General features: G+C 69.5%; 17 protein-coding genes and 1 pseudogene. 8 read left to right on the forward strand and 10 right to left on the reverse strand.

Features of this window, described 5'->3' with window-relative positions:
* The first annotated feature begins 37 nt into the window (after positions 1-37).
* Together OG413_RS17770 and OG413_RS17775 are read left to right on the forward strand one after the other, a co-directional pair.
* The gene (locus OG413_RS17770) at positions 38-223 is read left to right on the forward strand and encodes a hypothetical protein (RefSeq protein WP_266806708.1); all 186 of its coding nucleotides are present in this window, start codon (positions 38-40) and stop codon (positions 221-223) included.
* Positions 213-953: a hypothetical protein gene (locus OG413_RS17775; protein WP_266806710.1), complete on the forward strand. Its 741-nt coding sequence runs from the start codon at positions 213-215 to the stop codon at positions 951-953. Before OG413_RS17770 ends, OG413_RS17775 begins: the two co-directional genes overlap by 11 nt.
* A gap of 61 nt (positions 954-1,014) precedes the next feature.
* Here the strand turns inward: OG413_RS17775 and OG413_RS17780 are convergent, their stop codons facing one another.
* The 5 genes from OG413_RS17780 to OG413_RS17800 all read right to left on the reverse strand — a co-directional run bounded on the left by OG413_RS17780 (position 1,015) and on the right by OG413_RS17800 (position 4,218).
* Positions 1,015-1,593, reverse strand: coding sequence for a hypothetical protein (locus OG413_RS17780; protein WP_266806712.1), 579 nt, complete (start codon positions 1,591-1,593; stop codon positions 1,015-1,017).
* A gap of 131 nt (positions 1,594-1,724) precedes the next feature.
* Complete coding sequence (locus tag OG413_RS17785; RefSeq protein ID WP_266806714.1) at positions 1,725-2,552, reverse strand: SMI1/KNR4 family protein; 828 nt, start codon at positions 2,550-2,552, stop codon at positions 1,725-1,727.
* A gap of 27 nt (positions 2,553-2,579) precedes the next feature.
* Positions 2,580-3,287, reverse strand: coding sequence for a VOC family protein (locus tag OG413_RS17790; protein ID WP_266806716.1), 708 nt, complete (start codon positions 3,285-3,287; stop codon positions 2,580-2,582).
* A 68-nt stretch (positions 3,288-3,355) separates the two neighbouring features.
* Positions 3,356-3,706 (reverse strand): transcriptional regulator, encoded by a 351-nt coding sequence (locus OG413_RS17795; protein WP_266806718.1) that lies wholly within the window; start codon positions 3,704-3,706, stop codon positions 3,356-3,358.
* The gene (locus OG413_RS17800) at positions 3,703-4,218 is read right to left on the reverse strand and encodes a hypothetical protein (protein WP_266806720.1); all 516 of its coding nucleotides are present in this window, start codon (positions 4,216-4,218) and stop codon (positions 3,703-3,705) included. The genes OG413_RS17795 and OG413_RS17800 overlap by 4 nt, the downstream gene beginning before the upstream one ends.
* Positions 4,219-4,385: 167 nt before the next feature.
* Here OG413_RS17800 and OG413_RS17805 point away from each other — a divergent pair, with 167 nt between their 5' ends.
* The 4 genes from OG413_RS17805 to OG413_RS17820 all read left to right on the forward strand — a co-directional run bounded on the left by OG413_RS17805 (position 4,386) and on the right by OG413_RS17820 (position 10,011).
* Entirely contained in the window at positions 4,386-5,000 is a 615-nt protein-coding gene (locus OG413_RS17805; RefSeq protein WP_266806722.1) for an RNA polymerase sigma factor, read from the forward strand.
* On the forward strand, positions 4,997-6,061 hold the full coding sequence (locus OG413_RS17810) for a CU044_5270 family protein (protein WP_266806723.1): 1,065 nt from the start codon (positions 4,997-4,999) through the stop codon (positions 6,059-6,061). The genes OG413_RS17805 and OG413_RS17810 overlap by 4 nt, the downstream gene beginning before the upstream one ends.
* A 229-nt stretch (positions 6,062-6,290) precedes the next feature.
* Entirely contained in the window at positions 6,291-8,498 is a 2,208-nt protein-coding gene (locus tag OG413_RS17815; protein WP_266806725.1) for an ATP-dependent RecD-like DNA helicase, read from the forward strand.
* A gap of 214 nt (positions 8,499-8,712) precedes the next feature.
* Entirely contained in the window at positions 8,713-10,011 is a 1,299-nt protein-coding gene (locus tag OG413_RS17820; protein WP_073723411.1) for a citrate synthase, read from the forward strand.
* A gap of 618 nt (positions 10,012-10,629) precedes the next feature.
* Here OG413_RS17820 and OG413_RS17825 read toward each other — a convergent pair.
* The 3 genes from OG413_RS17825 to OG413_RS17835 all read right to left on the reverse strand — a co-directional run bounded on the left by OG413_RS17825 (position 10,630) and on the right by OG413_RS17835 (position 14,499).
* On the reverse strand, positions 10,630-13,005 hold the full coding sequence (locus OG413_RS17825) for a cation-translocating P-type ATPase (RefSeq protein ID WP_266806727.1): 2,376 nt from the start codon (positions 13,003-13,005) through the stop codon (positions 10,630-10,632).
* A 115-nt stretch (positions 13,006-13,120) separates the two neighbouring features.
* Complete coding sequence (locus OG413_RS17830) at positions 13,121-13,429, reverse strand: heavy-metal-associated domain-containing protein (RefSeq protein WP_266806729.1); 309 nt, start codon at positions 13,427-13,429, stop codon at positions 13,121-13,123.
* A gap of 89 nt (positions 13,430-13,518) precedes the next feature.
* Positions 13,519-14,499, reverse strand: a complete 981-nt coding sequence (locus tag OG413_RS17835) for a PrsW family intramembrane metalloprotease (RefSeq protein WP_266806731.1) — start codon at positions 14,497-14,499, stop codon at positions 13,519-13,521.
* Between the two features lie 130 nt (positions 14,500-14,629).
* Between OG413_RS17835 and OG413_RS17840 the strand changes: the two are divergent.
* Positions 14,630-15,006: pseudogene (locus OG413_RS17840) on the forward strand (hypothetical protein).
* 67 nt (positions 15,007-15,073) lie between these two features.
* On the opposite strand, the gene OG413_RS17845 reads toward OG413_RS17840, so the two are convergent.
* On the reverse strand, positions 15,074-15,265 hold the full coding sequence (locus OG413_RS17845) for an AlpA family transcriptional regulator (protein ID WP_266806733.1): 192 nt from the start codon (positions 15,263-15,265) through the stop codon (positions 15,074-15,076).
* A 252-nt stretch (positions 15,266-15,517) separates the two neighbouring features.
* Here OG413_RS17845 and OG413_RS17850 point away from each other — a divergent pair, with 252 nt between their 5' ends.
* Entirely contained in the window at positions 15,518-16,066 is a 549-nt protein-coding gene (locus tag OG413_RS17850; RefSeq protein ID WP_266806735.1) for a DinB family protein, read from the forward strand.
* 94 nt (positions 16,067-16,160) lie between these two features.
* Here the strand turns inward: OG413_RS17850 and OG413_RS17855 are convergent, their stop codons facing one another.
* Complete coding sequence (locus tag OG413_RS17855; protein ID WP_266806737.1) at positions 16,161-17,087, reverse strand: sugar phosphate isomerase/epimerase; 927 nt, start codon at positions 17,085-17,087, stop codon at positions 16,161-16,163.
* Between the last annotated feature and the right edge of the window lie 146 nt (positions 17,088-17,233).

Consider the following 17,233-nt stretch of genomic DNA (forward strand, 5'->3'; position numbering starts at 1 on the left):
CTGCTTCACTGAGGCCATCGATACCGGGGAGCGAGTTATGCCGACTGTGATCCACAAGACGCGTGATCAGCTTGAGACTCAGCGCGCACAGCTGCTGGCCGACGTGAACATGAGCTATGACCAGCTCGCCGATCGCGCCGCCATGTACAGCCTCAGCATGGACGAGTTGGACGTGTGGCACACCATCGAGGGTCTCGACTACCTTCTCGAAGGTGACAGCTGAAGAGGCCAAGGCCCTTGATGAGCTGGCGGCCGGGTTCGCCGACGAACTGACTGACCTGACGCGGGGCGTCCTCGGTGCGGACACCCCGCGTTTCCACGCGATCAACATGGGTTCCAAGATCAGGGTCTCGCCCATACGCGACAACGAGGTCATGCAGCGGATCCCGGTCAGCATCGGCGGCGAGCCCCGGCTCAGCCTCATGGCCCGCTTCTACTGCTGCTGGGACGGTTCGAGTACGTTCATGGCGACGGACCAGGCGGACGTCCATGTCTTCTACGAGGGGGTCCCGGATCCCCTCCTGCGTTACGAGTACGTGCGCAACAGCAAGGAGCCGCCGGGCGCCCACGTACAGGTGCACGCGCACCGGGACGAGATGGCGTATCTCCTGCGCCTGGCGGACCGGGGGCGGCCGAAGCAGGGAATGAGGCGGGACAAGCTGCCCCGGCTGTCGGAGATGCACTTCCCGGTGGGCGGTCACCGGATGCGCCCCTCGCTGGAGGACGTGCTGCTCTTCCTCCAGCGCGAGTTCGCGATCGACACCGCACCGGGCTGGAAGGCGGTGATCGAGAAGCACCTCCGCAGCTGGCGGACCACGCAGCTCAAAACGGCGGTGCGGGACGCCCCCGACGCGGCTGCCCGAGTGCTGCGTCAGCTGGGGTACACGGTGACGGAGCCGACCATTCCTGCCGCGCGCCCGGCCACGGACGACGTGAAGCTGTACTGGCCGTAGGGGCGCGTAACGCCGGTACCCGCGACTGGGGTTGCCCCGGCTCGGCGAAGCCGACGCCACGTCAGGCGGCGGAACCGGCGGGGTCGGAGGTGCCTTCCGGCTCGGGCAAGTACTCATGCCCGTACCGCAGTTCGTAAGTGCGGCGTTGTCGGTCCTGCCGGAATTCCACGACCCAGATCGCCACGTTCACCACCAGCACCGAAGCCGCGATGAAGCTGAAGATTCCCACGAGTTGCCATACGGGCGCGGCCGAGGGGTAGGCCCAGCCCTCACCGGCGAAGACGGTGTCCCCCTCCGTGACCGACGAGCTCGGGACGGTGCCGCTGCTGGTGTGACCGTCGAGGAATTGCCATGTCGCGTGGCAGGAGGGAGGCGGTCCCGTGTGGCCTCCGCCCTCGTGGCACCCTCCGGCGCCGATGACGGTCGCGGTCTGTCCGTCGCGCAGTTCCTGGACGTGCGAGTCGGCGAAGAGCCACAGAACGCCGAGGAGAACGGCGGGAGTTCCCAGAATCACCAGCCACTGCTGGGCGGACGGCCACGTGCGCGGAGCGTCCGGCAGCGGATCCGTTCTTTCCTTCAGGCCGATGTCGTGCGTGCCGTCGTCCCAGCCGTCGTTCCCGCTGTCGTCCCCCGTGCGCATGCCGCCGCCTCCGCTCAGTCACGGAACACTCCGCTGCTGTTTCCGACGGCACGGCGGATGTCGGCGGTTCCCATGATCGCTCGGTGCGCCGGACGGGGTCGGTGTGCCCCCTGCGTCCCGCCCCGTCCGAGTCAGATCGGAGAACCCGGTTGACCGGCCGACGACCTGAGCCAGCCGAGCAGGTCGTCCGTCAACAGTTCGCCGTCCGCTTCGACATCCGGGCCGATCGCACCCAGATCGAGGTGGAACACGCGGGTCCGGTCGTGGCCGTGACGTCGCATGAGCAGCCCGCCGCCCCCACTGTCGTCCCCGACCAGCACCCACTCGGGCGCGTAGTGGGCCACCTCGAAGGTCTTGTTCCGCTCCTCGATGTCGTGCGGTCCGTAGACCAGGATGCCGTTGTCGAGCAGTGCGCCCGGCGTGGACCGCCACAGGCGGGCGACATCGGGGCCGGGTCCGTCCCCGAGCCCCCGCAGGCGCGCGGCCCGGACGGCGAGGAACCCGGCGAAGGACTCCGCCACCTGCCGCTCGTCGCCGTCGAGACCGTCACGGCACACCACCGGGTACTCGCCGTCCCCGCACTCGCCGCTCCGGTCGAGGGCGAAGGAGTAGGTGTCACCGCAGTCGGGCTCGACACCGAAACACAGCCGGGCGCCGTCCTTCCGCCACCCGGCGGTGACGTCCTCGTACGCATCGTCGGCGAAGCCGCCCAGCGCCCCTGGCCCGCCCGGCCCGCCTGGCCCGCCCGGCCCGCCCGGCGCGACCGTCGCGATGTGCGCGCCACCGACCCGGCCGTGCCCGAACTCGGCCAGCCACCACCGGTACGACGGCGGCAACGGGCAGCCGATGCGTGCCTCGGCGTCGCGGATCGCCGCCTCCGGTACGACGGCGGGGGGCCTGAGGCCGAACTCCGGTGACACTTGTACCAGTTCGCGCATTTGTGTCAGATCAGGTCTCACGCGGTCGAGTCTGCCAGGGGGCGCCGGTCAGCCCAGCAGCTCATGGAGCCGGGTCAGATCGTCGCCCACCGACTGCCTCTCCTCGTCGTCCAGTTCCACCGCCGCCGCCTGTTCCAGCAGAACCCGTGCCGGTTCCGCGTCGCCGAGCCGTTGCGCGATGTCCCCGCGCAGCACCAGCAGCCGCAGCCGCTGTACGGGAGTGGGGCGCTCGTCGGTCAGGTTCAGTACCCGGTCGATGATCCGGGCAGCCCCCGGCAGGTCCTGCTTGGAGTCCGCGAAGAGGTCCGCCATGTGCAGCGCACGGGCGAAGGTCTCGCGGGGAGCGGGCCGGTGCGCCGGGTCGTCGCTGGTCGGCCGGCCGATGCGGATCGTGTTGCCGGTCGGGTCGGTCATCAGGAACTGCCGTACCCCGTACGACATGTCCTTGAGCGGCCCTATGCGGGGCAGCCCGCGCGTGGGAATCCTGCCGTACGCGGCCTTGAGTCCCGCCCGGAACGCGGCGTGCAGGCCGTCGACGTCCTCGGTGAGGACATAACAGCCGGAGTGCGAGGCGGCGGGGTCGTACTCCTTCATGCCGTAGAACTGCAGCTCGATCGCCCCGCGTTCGACGACGGCGTAGGCGTACGGGCTGGTCTGGAGGTACGTCGTGTCGAAGCCCAGGGCCGTGTAGAAGTCGACCACCGGCTTGATCAGCCGTGTCTGGCAGGGGAGGAGCGGGATGGTCTTCTCGGTCATGCCCGCAGAGTAGTAAAATTTGATTAGTTGGGCCAGTGTCCGGGTCCGGCGCAGGGCCCGGGGTCGGGTCAGTGCGGCGGTGGGGCGGTCCCCGCTTCCGCGCCCGCCTGCCGGGCCGTGGCGGCGATGCCCTGGAGTGCGGCGATGTGCAGCGCCAGTGCCCGCCTGCCCTCGGGCGTGAGGGACAGCCAGGTCCGGGGGCGCTTGCCGACGTAGCCCTTGCGGACGGCGAGGTATCCGATCCCCTCCAGGGCGGAGGCGATCTTGCTCAGCATCGAGTCGGAAACCTGGCAACTGTCGCGTACGGAGGCGAAATCGGCCTCGTCGCACGCGGAGAGAAAGGCGACGACCGCCAGCCGGGTGGGGTGGTTGATCGCCGCGTCGATCGCCGGCTGTTCAGGTGTGTGGGCTGCGGTCATCCGATGTCCTGGAGCTTCCGCCCGATCGACGCGTTCCGGGTGGCGAACACCGCCCAGGTGCCGAGTCCCAGGACGGTGAACAGAGCGATCTTGGTGACGGCGCGATCGGCCCCGAACAGGTGGCACAGTCCCCATGTCGCGAGCCCTGCGGCGAGGAGGGTGGACAGGGGAACCGCCGCCCGGCGCAGCCGCGCGGAGAGGGACCTGGTCACCGTCACTTCCGCCCGCCGCCCGGCGGCGTTGACGAGCACGAGTACCACGGCCAGGCCCGCGAGCGGGATCACCAGCGCGAGGGGCACTCCCCAGCCGCCGCGCTCCTCGGCCCACGCTTGTCCGAGGGCGGGAACGATCAGCGCCGCCGCAGCCGCGGGGCCGTACCAGGAGGGGGACAGTCCGGCCCGGAGCCGGGCGGCCTCCCTGGCCGATTCGACGCTCCGCAGGGCTTCCGTCGCGCGGTCGGCGGATACGGCTGTACCGCCTGAGCGGGTGGGGGTGTTGTCCTGCGGGGACATCGTGTTTCCCGGACCTCTCGTCAGTCGTGTGCATGATCTGCTCGTTCATACTGGCATCTACTTTCCCTAAAGGAAAGTACTTTCTCGGGGAGGGGTCGGCCTCTCGGGGCCGGGCTGTGACGGGGGTCACGGGAACCGCCCCCGAGGCCCCGGACAGGCCAAAAGGTATGGAGACACAACTGCGGGCCCGGATACGGGACGGGGACGACGACGCCTTCGCGGAGTTGTTCGACAGGTATGCACGCTCCGTGTACAACCACGCGTTCCGGCTGACGGGGGACTGGTCGTGCGCCGAGGACATCGTCTCGCTGACGTTCCTCGAAGCCTGGCGGCTGAGCGCCCGGGTCGACGCCGAAGGCGGGTCGCTGCGCCCCTGGTTGCTGGGGATCGCGACCAACGTCGTACGCAACACCAGACGCGCCGCGGGCAGGCACGCCGCGGCGATGTCCCGGCTGCCCCCGGGGAGCCCGGTGAGCGACTTCGCGGACGAGGTCGCGAGCCGTATCGACGACGCCGAACTGCTGGGCGCCGTACGGCTGGCCCTGGCCACCCTGCGACGTAACGAACGCGAGGTGCTCGCGCTATGCGTGTGGTCGGGGCTCGACTACGGGTCGGCCGCCGAGGCGCTCGGGATTCCTGTCGGCACGGTCCGCTCCCGGCTGTCCCGGGCCCGGAAGAAACTCGCCGCCGCCACCGAGAACCGGGAACCACCCCGCCGCCCGCGACAGGTGAGAGATGGCCGCACACAAGCGGCCCAGCCCCTACAGGAGGGAAACCGATGAACGACAACGCGTCGCTCCCCGAGCGGGACCTTCCGCCGGGCCGTCACCGCCATCTCAAGGAGCACCTGATGCGAGAGATCCGGCAGAACCCCGTCCGGGACGTGAGGCAGTCCCCGCAGCCCTCGCAGTCCCCGCAGCCCCCCGTCCGGTACGGGAGAACGACCCGCCGCAGGAGGTGGCTGCGCCCCGTCGTCGCCGGTCCGGCCCTCGCGGGAGCGCTGACCCTCGCGGTCATCGCGGGGATCGCGGTCACCGGAGCCGACAGTTCCACCACCCCGGTCGGCAGCGACGGCAAGGCCACCTACGCCTTCGCCCCCCGGGTGAACGGCGACACCACCGGTGGCGCGGCCGAACTGCTCGACCGCATCGCGACGGTCGCGGCACGGTCTCCGGCGGGTGACACCATCCGCGACGACCAGTTCGTCTACATCCGCAGCAGGGTGGCCGCCGCGACGGTGGGCGAGGGCATCGAGACGAAGCTCGCCGCCCTGCACCGGCGGGAGGTGTGGCTGTCCGTCGACGGGAGCCGCTCGGGGCTGCTCCGCGAACCGGGCGCCGTCTCCGACGGGGAGGAGCTGGAGCGCGCCCCCGCTCCCGGCGAGCCCGGCTACGAGCAGAGCACCAGCTACCGCCACCTCCAGACCCTGCCCACCACCCCGGACGCGATGCTCAAGTGGCTGCGTTCCCTGGGGGAAGAGGGGAACGAGGAGCGGAATCCCGACCAGGACGCGTTCGTGGTCGCCGGGGGTCTCCTCGACGAATCGCTGATGCCGCCGGACGTCGGCGCCGCGCTCTTCCGCGCCACCGCGAAGATCCCGGGGGTGGTGGTGGTGCCCGACGCGGTGAACGCCGCCGGGAAGCACGGCGTGGCCGTCGCCCGCTACGACGCGTACAACCCGGGCCTGCGCGATGAGTTGATCTTCGACAGGAAGACCCTGGAGTTCATCGGCAGCCGCAGCGTCGCCACGAAGGCCACCGACAGCATCGAGGCGGGCCAGGTGCTGTCCACCTCGGCCGTCCTCGAACGCGCGGTGGTGGATACGAAGGGCCTGCGGCCGTAGGACCCCGCCCGTAGGAGGAGGCGTGCGGTCCGGTCCGGGGCCGTCGGAGTCGTACCCGGACCGGGCCGGGCCGGACCGCTTGTCAGCAGGACCCGGTAGCGTCGGCACATGTCCAACATGGCCGTCCTCAAAGGGGTCCTGGAGCGGATCCCACATCACCAACCAAACGTGACTCAGGTCGCGAGGGGGTGGTGACGTGGACCAGTCGAGCCGTCAAGGCGTTTGTGAAGTGACTGGGGTCCTGGAGCGGATCACGTACGCCAACGAGGAGAACGGGTACACGGTCGCCCGCGTCGACACCGGGCGCGGTGCCAACGATCTCCTCACGGTGGTCGGTGCGCTGCTCGGCGCGCAGGTCGGCGAGTCGCTGCGGATGGAGGGCCGTTGGGGGTCGCACTCCCAGTACGGCAAGCAGTTCACCGTCGAGAACTACACGACGGTCCTGCCCGCCACCATCCAGGGCATCCGCCGCTATCTCGGCTCCGGTCTGATCAAGGGCATCGGCCCCGTCATGGCCGACCGGATCACCACGCATTTCGGCGTCGACACCCTCGACATCATCGAGCAGGAGCCGAAGCGCCTCGTGGAGGTCCCCGGCCTCGGGCCGAAACGGACGAAGATGATCGCCGCCGCGTGGGAGGAACAGAAGGCGATCAAGGAGGTCATGGTCTTCCTCCAGGGCGTCGGCGTCTCCACCTCCATCGCCGTCCGTATCTACAAGAAGTACGAGGACGCCTCCATCTCCGTCGTGAAGAACCAGCCCTACCGGCTGGCCGCCGACGTCTGGGGCATCGGCTTCCTCACCGCCGACCGGATCGCGCAGGCGGTCGGCATTCCGCACGACAGCCCGGAGCGGGTCAAGGCGGGACTCCAGTACGCCCTGTCCCAGTCCTCCGACCAGGGGCACTGCTTCCTCCCCGAGGAACGGCTCATCGCGGACGGGGTCAAGCTCCTCCAGGTGGACACGGGCCTGGTCATCGACTGCCTGGCCGCTCTGGCCGCCGACCCGGAGGGCGTCGTACGGGAGAAGGTGCCGTCGCCGGAGGGCGGGGAGCCGGTCACGGCGGTGTACCTGGTGCCCTTCCACCGCGCCGAGATCTCGCTGGCCGCGCAGGTCCGGCGGCTGCTGCACACCCCGGAGGACCGGATGCCGGCCTTCCGGGACGTGGCCTGGGACAAGGCGCTGGCCTGGCTCGCGACGCGTACGGGGGCGACGCTGGCGCCCGAGCAGGAGGCGGCGGTACGGCTGGCGCTCACCCGGAAGGTCGCCGTCCTGACCGGCGGACCCGGCTGCGGAAAGTCGTTCACGGTCCGCTCCATCGTCGAACTGGCCCGCGCCAAGCGCGCCAAGGTGGTGCTGGCCGCACCGACCGGGCGGGCCGCCAAGCGGCTGTCCGAGCTGACCGGGGCCGAGGCGTCCACCGTGCACCGGCTGCTGGAGCTGAAGCCGGGCGGGGACGCGGCGTACGACCGGGACCGTCCGCTGGACGCCGACCTCGTCGTCGTGGACGAGGCGTCGATGCTCGATCTGCTCCTCGCCAACAAGCTCGTGAAGGCGGTGGCACCCGGTGCCCACCTCCTGCTCGTGGGCGATGTCGACCAGCTTCCCTCCGTGGGTGCGGGCGAGGTGCTGCGCGATCTGCTCGCGGACGGCGGCCCCGTCCCGGCCGTCCGGCTGACCCGGATCTTCCGCCAGGCCCAGCAGTCCGGCGTCGTCACCAACGCCCACCGGATCAACGCGGGGCAGCCGCCCCTGACCGAGGGCATGAGCGACTTCTTCCTCTTCGTGGAGGACGAGACCGAGGACGCGGGCGTGCTCGCCGTGGATGTCGCGGCCCGCCGCATCCCGGCGAAGTTCGGCCTCAACCCCCGCCGTGACGTGCAGGTTCTCGCCCCGATGCACCGGGGCCCGGCCGGTGCCGGCCATCTCAACGGCCTGCTCCAGCAGGCCATCACCCCCGGCCGCCCCGACCTGCCCGAGAAGCGTTTCGGCGGCCGGGTCTTCCGCGTCGGCGACAAGGTCACGCAGATCCGCAACAACTACGACAAGGGCGAGAACGGCGTCTTCAACGGCACGGTCGGCGTCGTCACCGCCCTCGACGTGGACGAACAGAAGCTGACCGTCCGCACCGACGAGGACGAGGAGATCGGCTACGACTTCGACGAGCTGGACGAGCTGTCCCACGCGTACGCCATGACGATCCACCGCTCCCAGGGCAGCGAGTATCCGGCCGTCGTCGTTCCGGTCACCACCAGCGCCTGGATGATGCTCCAGCGGAACCTGCTGTACACGGCGGTGACGCGGGCCAAGAAGCTCGTCGTACTGGTCGGGTCGCGCAAGGCCATCGGCCAGGCGGTACGCACGGTTTCCGCAGGCAGACGCTGTACGGCACTGGATTTCCGGCTCAGGGGCGCCGATGGCGAAGACTTCGCGTGAGCCTCGTACAAAAATGATCGATCAAATCGGTGGGAAACATCACGGAGGTCTTCCGGAACCGGATTCAAGGGGGCAGGATGAGTAAGTTGGCGGCACTCAGTGCCGCCAGTAGGTCCAATGGACGACCCCGAGTGCACTCTCCTGAGCCAAATGGGGGAGGGTGGAGACAGTCAGGGCACCTCGAAGAAGAGGCACTACGTCGGTGAGGGATGACGTGAGCGAGCACACCAACAACGCTGTAGTACTGCGGTACGGCGATGACGAGTACACCTACCCGGTGATCGACAGCACCGTCGGCGACAAGGGCTTCGACATCGGGAAGCTCCGGGCCAATACCGGCCTGGTGACGCTGGACAGCGGATACGGCAACACCGCCGCCTATAAATCCGCCATCACGTACCTCGACGGCGAGCAGGGCATTCTGCGCTACCGCGGATACCCGATCGAGCAGCTCGCCGAGCGCTCGACGTTCCTTGAGGTCGCGTACACGCTGATCAACGGTGAGCTTCCCAAGGTCGACGAGCTGTCGACCTTCAAGAACGAGATCACCCAGCACACGCTGCTGCACGAGGACGTCAAGCGGTTCTTCGACGGCTTCCCGCGCGACGCCCACCCGATGGCCATGCTGTCCTCGGTCGTCAGCGCGCTGTCCACGTTCTATCAGGACAGCCACAACCCGTTCGACGAGGAGCAGCGCCACCTCTCGACGATCCGGCTGCTGGCCAAGCTCCCGACGATCGCGGCGTACGCCTACAAGAAGTCGATCGGTCACCCCTTCGTCTACCCGCGCAACGACCTCGGGTACGTCGAGAACTTCCTGCGCATGACCTTCTCGGTCCCCGCCCAGGAGTACGAGCTGGACCCGGTCGTCGTCTCGGCCCTGGACAAGCTGCTCATCCTGCACGCGGACCACGAGCAGAACTGTTCGACCTCCACCGTGCGTCTGGTCGGCTCCTCGCAGGCGAACATGTTCGCCTCGATCTCCGCCGGCATCTCGGCGCTGTGGGGCCCCCTGCACGGTGGCGCCAACCAGTCGGTGCTGGAGATGCTGGAAGGCATCCAGGCCAACGGTGGCGACGTCGACTCCTTCATCAACAAGGTGAAGAACAAGGAGGACGGCGTCCGCCTGATGGGCTTCGGCCACCGGGTGTACAAGTCCTTCGACCCGCGAGCCAAGATCATCAAGGCCGCTGCGCACGATGTGCTGTCCTCGCTCGGCAAGTCCGACGAGCTGCTCGACATCGCGCTCAAGCTGGAGGAGCACGCGCTCTCCGACGAGTACTTCGTCTCGCGCAACCTCTACCCCAACGTGGACTTCTACACGGGTCTGATCTACCGGGCCATGGGCTTCCCCAGCGAGATGTTCACCGTGCTCTTCGCGATCGGCCGGCTTCCGGGCTGGATCGCCCAGTGGCACGAGATGATCAAGGAGCCGGGATCCCGCATCGGCCGCCCGCGCCAGATCTACACCGGCGAGGTCCTGCGCGACTTCGTCCCGGTCGAGGGCCGCTGAAGCCGAACCCCGGCCTCACCGAGCCGCCGTCGCGGTTCACGCTTTTCGTAGGACCCGTTTTCCCTCTCGTGGCGGACGTTCACCACGGGACTCCGTAGTACCCGGCCTCTTCGGCCGACTGCCTTCGCCCCGCGTACCGCGCTTTCGCACAGAGCGCGGTGTCCGGGGCGATTCGGCGTTCCGGGGGCGGATGTCCGTGTTCCGGGGCCCGGTCCGGAGGGAAGCGTTCCGGGGAGTGCGGGAAGCGGTCCGTCCGGCAGGGGGAAGCGGTCCGTCCGGCAGATGGTGCGAGAAACGCCCCGCCGCCGATCCCCCCACGGGTCGACGAAACGGGGCGCTTCCCATATCCCGGAGCGGATTCCCCCCACGGGATCCGGCCGGGCGTCTGCAGGGAGCCGAAGCTCCCGTTGTTGTGCGGCGGTCTGCCGGGGAACGTACGCACGGGAGGGCCGCTCAAAGCTCCCCGGTGCACGCGCCCCGGCCAACGCTTGCCAGGAGCGTCCCCCAAGACACTCCATCGGACGTCCCCCAAGACATCCTTGGCATCGCACTCTAAGACTCGCGAACCCACCGGATGGTTACCCCAGAAGAGGTGTGATCTAGATCTCTTTGTGGAAGTTACGTGAAGGAGCGCAACCTCAGGCTGTTGGTAACGACGAACACGGACGAAAGCGCCATGGCGGCTCCCGCGATCATAGGGTTGAGCAGGCCAAATGCAGCCAGCGGCAACGCAGCGACGTTATACCCGAAGGCCCAGAAGAGGTTGCCCCTGATGGTGGTCAGCGTACGCCTGGACAGCCTGATTGCGTCAGCCGTCACCTTGAGATCTCCACGAACCAGCGTGAGGTCGCTCGCCTCGATCGCCGCGTCGGTGCCTGTTCCCATCGCCAGCCCCAGGTCCGCGGTGGCCAGCGCCGCGGCGTCGTTGACGCCGTCGCCGACCATCGCGACCGAACGGCCCTCGGCCTGGAGCCGCCTGACGACGTCCACCTTGCCCTCGGGGAGTACCTCAGCGTAGACCTCGTCGATCCCGACCTCACGCGCCACCGCGTCGGCCACGGCCCGGTTGTCGCCGGTCAGCAGAACGGGTCTGAGGCCCAGTCCGCGCAGCTCGGCGACGGCGGCCGCGCTGCCGGCCTTGACCGCGTCGGCGATCGTGAGCACGCCCCGCGCCTCCCCGTCCCAGGCGACGGCGATGGCGGTACGTCCCCGCTCCGCGGCGTCCGTCAGCGCGGCGGACAGATCCGGCGGGAGGGTGATCCCGGCGATACCGGCCTCGGCGAGCAGTTTCGGGCGGCCGACGAGGACGGAACGGCCCTGGACGGTGCCGCGTACGCCCAGGCCGGGGATGTTGGTGAAGTCCTCGGGGGTGGGGAGTTCGCCGATCTCTGCGGTGGCTCCGGCGGCGACGGCCTGGGCGATGGGGTGTTCGGAGGCGTGTTCCAGGGCTCCGGCGAGGCGCAGGACGTCGGCTTGGGTGGTGCCTTCGGCGGTGTGGACGGTGAGGAGGGTCATTTTGCCGGTGGTGACGGTGCCGGTCTTGTCGAGCACGATCGTGTCGACGCGGCGGGTGGTTTCCAGGACTTCGGGGCCCTTGATGAGGATGCCGAGCTGGGCGCCGCGTCCGGTGCCGACCATGAGGGCGGTGGGGGTGGCGAGTCCGAGGGCGCAGGGGCAGGCGATGATCAGTACGGCGACGGCGGCGGTGAACGCGGCGGTGAGTCCCGCCCCGTTGCCGAGCCAGAAGCCGAGGGTGCCGAGCGCGAGGGCGATCACGATGGGGACGAAGACGGCGGAGATCCGGTCGGCGAGGCGCTGGGCCGCGGCCTTGCCGTTCTGGGCGTCCTCGACCAGCTTCGCCATCCGGGCCAGCTGGGTGTCGGCGCCGACCCGGGTCGCTTCCACGACGAGCCGGCCGCCCGCGTTGAGCGTGGCTCCGGTGACGGAGTCGCCGACGGCCACGTCGACGGGGACGGACTCGCCGGTGAGCATGGCGGCGTCCACGGCGGACCGGCCGTCGACCACGATGCCGTCGGTGGCGATCTTCTCGCCGGGGCGGACGACGAAACGGTCCCCGACGACGAGCCTGCCGACCGGGACACGTACCTCCGTACCGTCCCTGAACACCGCGACATCCTTGGCGCCCAGGTGCATCAGCGCCCGCAGCGCCGAACCGGCCTTCCGCTTGGAGCGCGCCTCCAGATAGCGGCCCAGCAGGATGAACGTGATGACCCCGGCCGCGACCTCCAGGTAGATCGTCGAGGACGCGTCGGCGCGCGCGACGGTGAAGTCGAAGCCGTGCCGCATGCCGGGCATGCCCGCCGTGCCGAAGAACAGTGCCCACAGCGACCAGCCGAAGGCGGCGAGGGTGCCGACGGAGACCAGGGTGTCCATGGTGGCCGCGCCGTGCCGCAGGTTGGTCCAGGTGGCGCGGTGGAAGGGGAGCCCGCCCCAGATGACGACGGGGGCGGCGAGCGTGAGGGAGAGCCACTGCCAGTTGTCGAACTGGAGGCCGGGGACCATGGCGAGCAGGACGACGGGGAGGGCGAGGACGGCGGAGACGACGAGGCGCTGACGGAGTGAGGCGAGGGCGGCGTCCGCCGCATCGGTGGTGTCCGGGGCGTCCGCGGCGCCGTCGGACTCTCCCGCCTCATCTCCGGCCCCGCCCGTCTCTCCGGACTCCTCGGCCTCTTCGGCATGAGGTGTGGCCGATGGTGACGGGCCCGGGGCAGGGGCGGGGGCCGCAGTCCGGGTCGGGAGGGCGGTGTAGCCGGTCTTCTCGACCGTGGCGACGAGGTCCGCCACCTCCGTCCCCTCGCCGAAGGTGACACGCGCCTTCTCGGTCGCGTAGTTGACCGTGGCGGTGACGCCGTCCATCCGGTTGAGCTTCTTCTCGACGCGGGCCGCGCAGGACGCGCAGGTCATTCCGCCGATCGTGAGCTCGGCCTCGGAGTCTTCCGGGGTCGCGGCCTGGGGGGCTGTGGTGCTGGCCATGTCCGAACTCCTGGGTAACGCAGGTCGGGCCGTACCCCACCAGTATGTGCTGGTGGGCCCGGCCCGACGGCAAAGCGGTGGTGGGCGCCGCGGGACGTGCCCTGCGGCGCCGGTCTCAGGCGGCCGTGCCGACCAGCTCGTAGCCCGCCTCGTCCACGGCGGCGCGGACGGCGTCCTCGGCCAACGGGGCCAGGGAGGAGACGGTCACCCGGCCGGTGGAGGCGACGGCCTTCACCGAGGTGACACCCTCGATACCGGAGATCTCCTCGGCGATGGAGCCCTCGCAGTGGCCGCAGGTCATGCCCTTCACCTGGTACACGGCGGTGACCGCACCGACCTGAACGTCGGACGTTGCGTCGTTGCAGGTCCCGGCGGGCGTGCAGCAGGAGCCGGTGGCCTGGGGGGTCTGGGTCTCGGCAGACATGACGTTCTCCTCTTCGGTAAACACAAAAGACGTGACATGGGGGGCCGCCGGGAGGCCCGGCGTGCCTCATATGGATGCACACTATACCCCTAGGGGGTATAAATGCGAGCCTCACGCCCCCGGCGTGAACTCCGTGCCAGTGAGCGCAGCCAGACCAGGGCGACCACGGTGATCGCCACCATGCCGCTCACGTTGAACAGGGTGAAGAGATGCTGCTGCTGATCGGTGGGGTGCGGCATGTAGCCCTGGGAGAAGAGTGCGCGGCTCAGGCCGGTGTCGGTGATGCGGGCGACCAGCCAGATCGAGATGCCGTGCATCGAGTCCCAGAGGCAGTGCAGCACGGCGACGCCCAGGTAGGTGCCGATGACGGGCGCGGCGAAGTGGAAGTGACCGTTCGGCTTACGGAACGACAGCAGGACGCCACCGGCGATGGCGGTCCACAGGCCGTGCCCGAACGGGGCGAGCACACCGCGCAGCACCTCGGTCTCCAGCAGGGCGCGGAGGTCGATGCCCTTCATGGTGACGGCCGCGTTGAAGGCGTAGCCCGCGCTCTCGAACGCGGCGAAGCCGAAGCCGACCGTGGCGCCGAGCACCAGGCCCGCCCGCATGCCGTGGATGTGCGGGTAGCGCCGCAGGATGAACATCAGGGCCAGGAGCTTCACCGCCTCCTCGATCAGTCCCACGCCCAGAAACATCCACACCGAGGGGTGCAGGAGGTAGTACTCCATGACCGACGCGCCGAGTACGCCCAGGATTCCGCCGGTCAGGAAGCAGCCGAGGATGATTCCGGCGCCGAGGTCGAGGCCGTGGCGCTCGTAGGCCCAGAGGACGAAGACGGCGGGAACCAGGAAGCTGCCGAGCAGGATGAGAGTCGGCAGCAGCGTGGTGTTCTGGGTGGTGTACGTGACGATCGCGGTGAGGATCCAGAGCGCGATGCCGCCCCACAGGCAGCGTTTCCAGAGGCCGGGACGCGGCTGCGGCGGCTCGGGGAGCCCTTGCGGGGGCCGGGTGGGCCGGGGGGACTGAGAGGGCTGAGAAGGCTGCGGGGAATCGGATGCGATCCAGTTCACGCCAACTCCCTGTAAAAGGTGACTAAGGTCCCCAAATCCTAGGACTCCTTCTGCTGTCGGGCATGTGGAGCCTCTGGTGCTCTTCCGCCCTCCCGCGGGGCCCGGCGGGAGGGCGGAAGGACTGAGACTCATGGACGGGTTGTTCGCGCCGGAGGCCGACCGGTGGACGGCCGGCGCGTCCTCCTGGTGGGACGGCTTCTACGAGGACCGCTCCAAGCCGGTGCCGTTCTTCGTGTCGAAGCCCGACGAGAACCTGGTGTCGTACCTGGGCCGGGGCCTGATCGCGCCGGGCCGCGCGCGATGGGCTCCGAACTCTCCGACGCGGACCCTTACCACCAGGCCCGGCCGCACGGCGGTATCGCCTACACCCCGGAGTCGTTGCGCTGGATCTTCTCGGATCTGGAGGAGGTCGAACTGCGCCGCATGCGCGACGAACCGCCGGAGTTCCCGTCCTTCGGCGAGCCCTTCCTCTGGACGGCCCTGTTCCGCAGGGGCGCCCAGAAGTAGCCAGAACTTGCGCGAAGTAGCCGGAAGCATCCTGAAGCGGCCGGAACTGTACCGAAGCGGCCCGACGTCAGCGGCTCCGGTTGCGGGGACGGGCGGCGATCCAGGCGTAGACGGTGTCCCCGTACCAGAAGGGCTTGCCGTTCCGCACGTGATCGGGCGGGGGAAGGAGGCCGTGCTTGCGATACGAGCGAACGGTGTCCGGCCGGACCTGGATGTGCCCGGCAATGTCCTTGTAGGACCACAGTGTTCTGTCCGCCATCAGTGACGCCTCTCTGCCCTTCTCTGTACTGCTCCGCGCTTCTCGGTGCCGCCCCCGTGCTCTTTCGAAGCCTGTGGCCCGTTGAACGCCGTTGAGCGGCCGGTGGGGTGGGTCTGTTGAGCACTTGTGACCAAACACCCACGTAACGGAGATATGTATGACGAATGGGGATTCCCGTGACGGAACGGCGCGGACTCCCCGGACGACCCTGGTCAGAGCGCATTGTCAGACCCGCGTGCCACGCTGATGACCATGAGGACAACCGAACGCCCCATGCCCCCCATGGATGCCGATGAGCGGGTCTCCCTGGAAAGCTGGCTCGACTTCTACCGCACCACGCTCGCCCAGAAGTGCGACGGACTGGACGAGGAGCGGCTGCGGGAAGCGTCCACGGCGCCCTCTCCGATCACGTTGCTCGGCCTCGTCCATCACATGGCGGAGGTCGAGCGGAACTGGTTCCGCCGGGTCCTGGCCGAGGAGGACGCGCCGCCGATCTTCACGTCGGAAGCCGATCCCGGCGCCGGAGCGGAAGAGGACGCCGAAGGTGACGCGGAGGGTGCGGACGGGGGTTTCGCTCTCGACGAAGGGGCCACCTATGAAGGGGCGTTGTCCGTGTGGCAGGCCGAGATCGGGCGTGCCCGGGAGAACTGCGCCGTCCGTGCGCTCGAAGACACCAGCCCGTTCATGGGCGGGCGGGTCACGCTGCGCTGGATCTACACCCACATGATCGGTGAGTACGCCCGCCACTGCGGCCACGCCGACCTCGTCCGCGAGCGCATCGACGGCCGCACCGGGGTCTGATCGCTCCGGAAGCGGCTCCCACGGCCCCCGAAGGGGCCCGACGGCCCTCGGAAGCGGCCCCACGACCGCAGGCTGTGGCTCTACCGACGAGGTGTCAGAGGGGGCGCCGGGGCGTCCCGCAGGAGCGGAGGTATTCACGGGTGCGGCGCGCGATCGGGAACGGCTTGTCCGGCGGGCACGGATACATGTCCTGCTCGACGATCGCGAACAGCTCGGCGTCCAGCGCGCGGGCGGCCTCCAGGACCGGCCCCAGCGCGGGCACCCCGCCCGGCGGCTCGCACATCACGCCGCGTGCCACGGCCGGGCCGAACGGCACCTCGTCCGCCACGACCCCGGCCAGGATCGCGGGGTCGACCTGCTTGAGGTGGAGGTAGCCGATGCGCTCCCCGTACGTCTCGATGAGCTTGACGCTGTCCCCGCCGCAGTACGCGTAATGCCCCGTGTCCAGGCAGAGCGAGACCCGATCGGGGTCGGTGGCGTCGAGGAAGCGGTTCACGTTCTCCTCGCCGTCGATATGGGTGTCCGCGTGCGGGTGCACGACGATCCGCAGCCCGTAGCGTTCCCGCACCTCGCGGCCCAGCCGTTCGGTCTGGGTGGTGAGGTCGCGCCACTGGGCCGCGGTGAGGGTGCGGTCCTCCAGCACCTCGCCCGTCCGGTCGTCGCGCCAGAAGGACGGGATGACCACCAGATGCTCCGCGCCCATGGCCCGGGTGAGCGCCGCGATGTCCGCGACATGCGCCCAGGTCCGGTCCCAGACGTCCGGCCCGTGGTGCAATCCGGTGAAGACGGTGCCCGCCGAAACCGTGAGCCCGCGGCTGCGGGTCTCGTCCGCCAACCGGGCCGGATCGGTGGGCAGATAGCCGTACGGTCCGAGCTCGATCCACTCGTAACCGGCCTCGGAGACCTCGTCGAGGAAGCGGTGCCAGGGCACTTGCCGCGGGTCCTCGGGGAACCACACTCCCCAGGAATCGGGTGCCGAGCCGATACGGATGCGGGCCGGAGGCGGTGCGGAGGCGGTCATATCGCCCACCCTCCGGCCCTCGCGCGAGGGTGTCAAGAGTTCGTCCGAATGTCCGGACAAAATGTTGACAGGGCTCCGGGGGAGGGCTAGACCTGGGACCAGCCGTCCGGTCGCGGCCGGACGGCGGCGGGACGGGGCGGGTGCGG

Source organism: Streptomyces sp. NBC_01433 (assembly GCF_026340105.1).
Classification (GTDB): Bacteria; Actinomycetota; Actinomycetes; order Streptomycetales; family Streptomycetaceae; genus Streptomyces.

What these genes read in the sequence shown, in the direction of transcription:
- OG413_RS17770 (WP_266806708.1), top strand. Translation starts at nt 38, where the DNA reads ATGCCGACTGTGATCCACAAGACGCGTGATCAGCTTGAGACTCAGCGC.
- OG413_RS17780 (WP_266806712.1), bottom strand. Translation starts at nt 1,593, where the DNA reads ATGCGCACGGGGGACGACAGCGGGAACGACGGCTGGGACGACGGCACG.
- OG413_RS17790 (WP_266806716.1), bottom strand. Translation starts at nt 3,287, where the DNA reads ATGACCGAGAAGACCATCCCGCTCCTCCCCTGCCAGACACGGCTGATC.
- OG413_RS17795 (WP_266806718.1), bottom strand. Translation starts at nt 3,706, where the DNA reads ATGACCGCAGCCCACACACCTGAACAGCCGGCGATCGACGCGGCGATC.
- OG413_RS17800 (WP_266806720.1), bottom strand. Translation starts at nt 4,218, where the DNA reads ATGTCCCCGCAGGACAACACCCCCACCCGCTCAGGCGGTACAGCCGTA.
- OG413_RS17805 (WP_266806722.1), top strand. Translation starts at nt 4,386, where the DNA reads ATGGAGACACAACTGCGGGCCCGGATACGGGACGGGGACGACGACGCC.
- OG413_RS17810 (WP_266806723.1), top strand. Translation starts at nt 4,997, where the DNA reads ATGAACGACAACGCGTCGCTCCCCGAGCGGGACCTTCCGCCGGGCCGT.
- OG413_RS17825 (WP_266806727.1), bottom strand. Translation starts at nt 13,005, where the DNA reads ATGGCCAGCACCACAGCCCCCCAGGCCGCGACCCCGGAAGACTCCGAG.
- OG413_RS17830 (WP_266806729.1), bottom strand. Translation starts at nt 13,429, where the DNA reads ATGTCTGCCGAGACCCAGACCCCCCAGGCCACCGGCTCCTGCTGCACG.
- OG413_RS17845 (WP_266806733.1), bottom strand. Translation starts at nt 15,265, where the DNA reads ATGGCGGACAGAACACTGTGGTCCTACAAGGACATTGCCGGGCACATC.
- OG413_RS17850 (WP_266806735.1), top strand. Translation starts at nt 15,518, where the DNA reads ATGAGGACAACCGAACGCCCCATGCCCCCCATGGATGCCGATGAGCGG.
- OG413_RS17855 (WP_266806737.1), bottom strand. Translation starts at nt 17,087, where the DNA reads ATGACCGCCTCCGCACCGCCTCCGGCCCGCATCCGTATCGGCTCGGCA.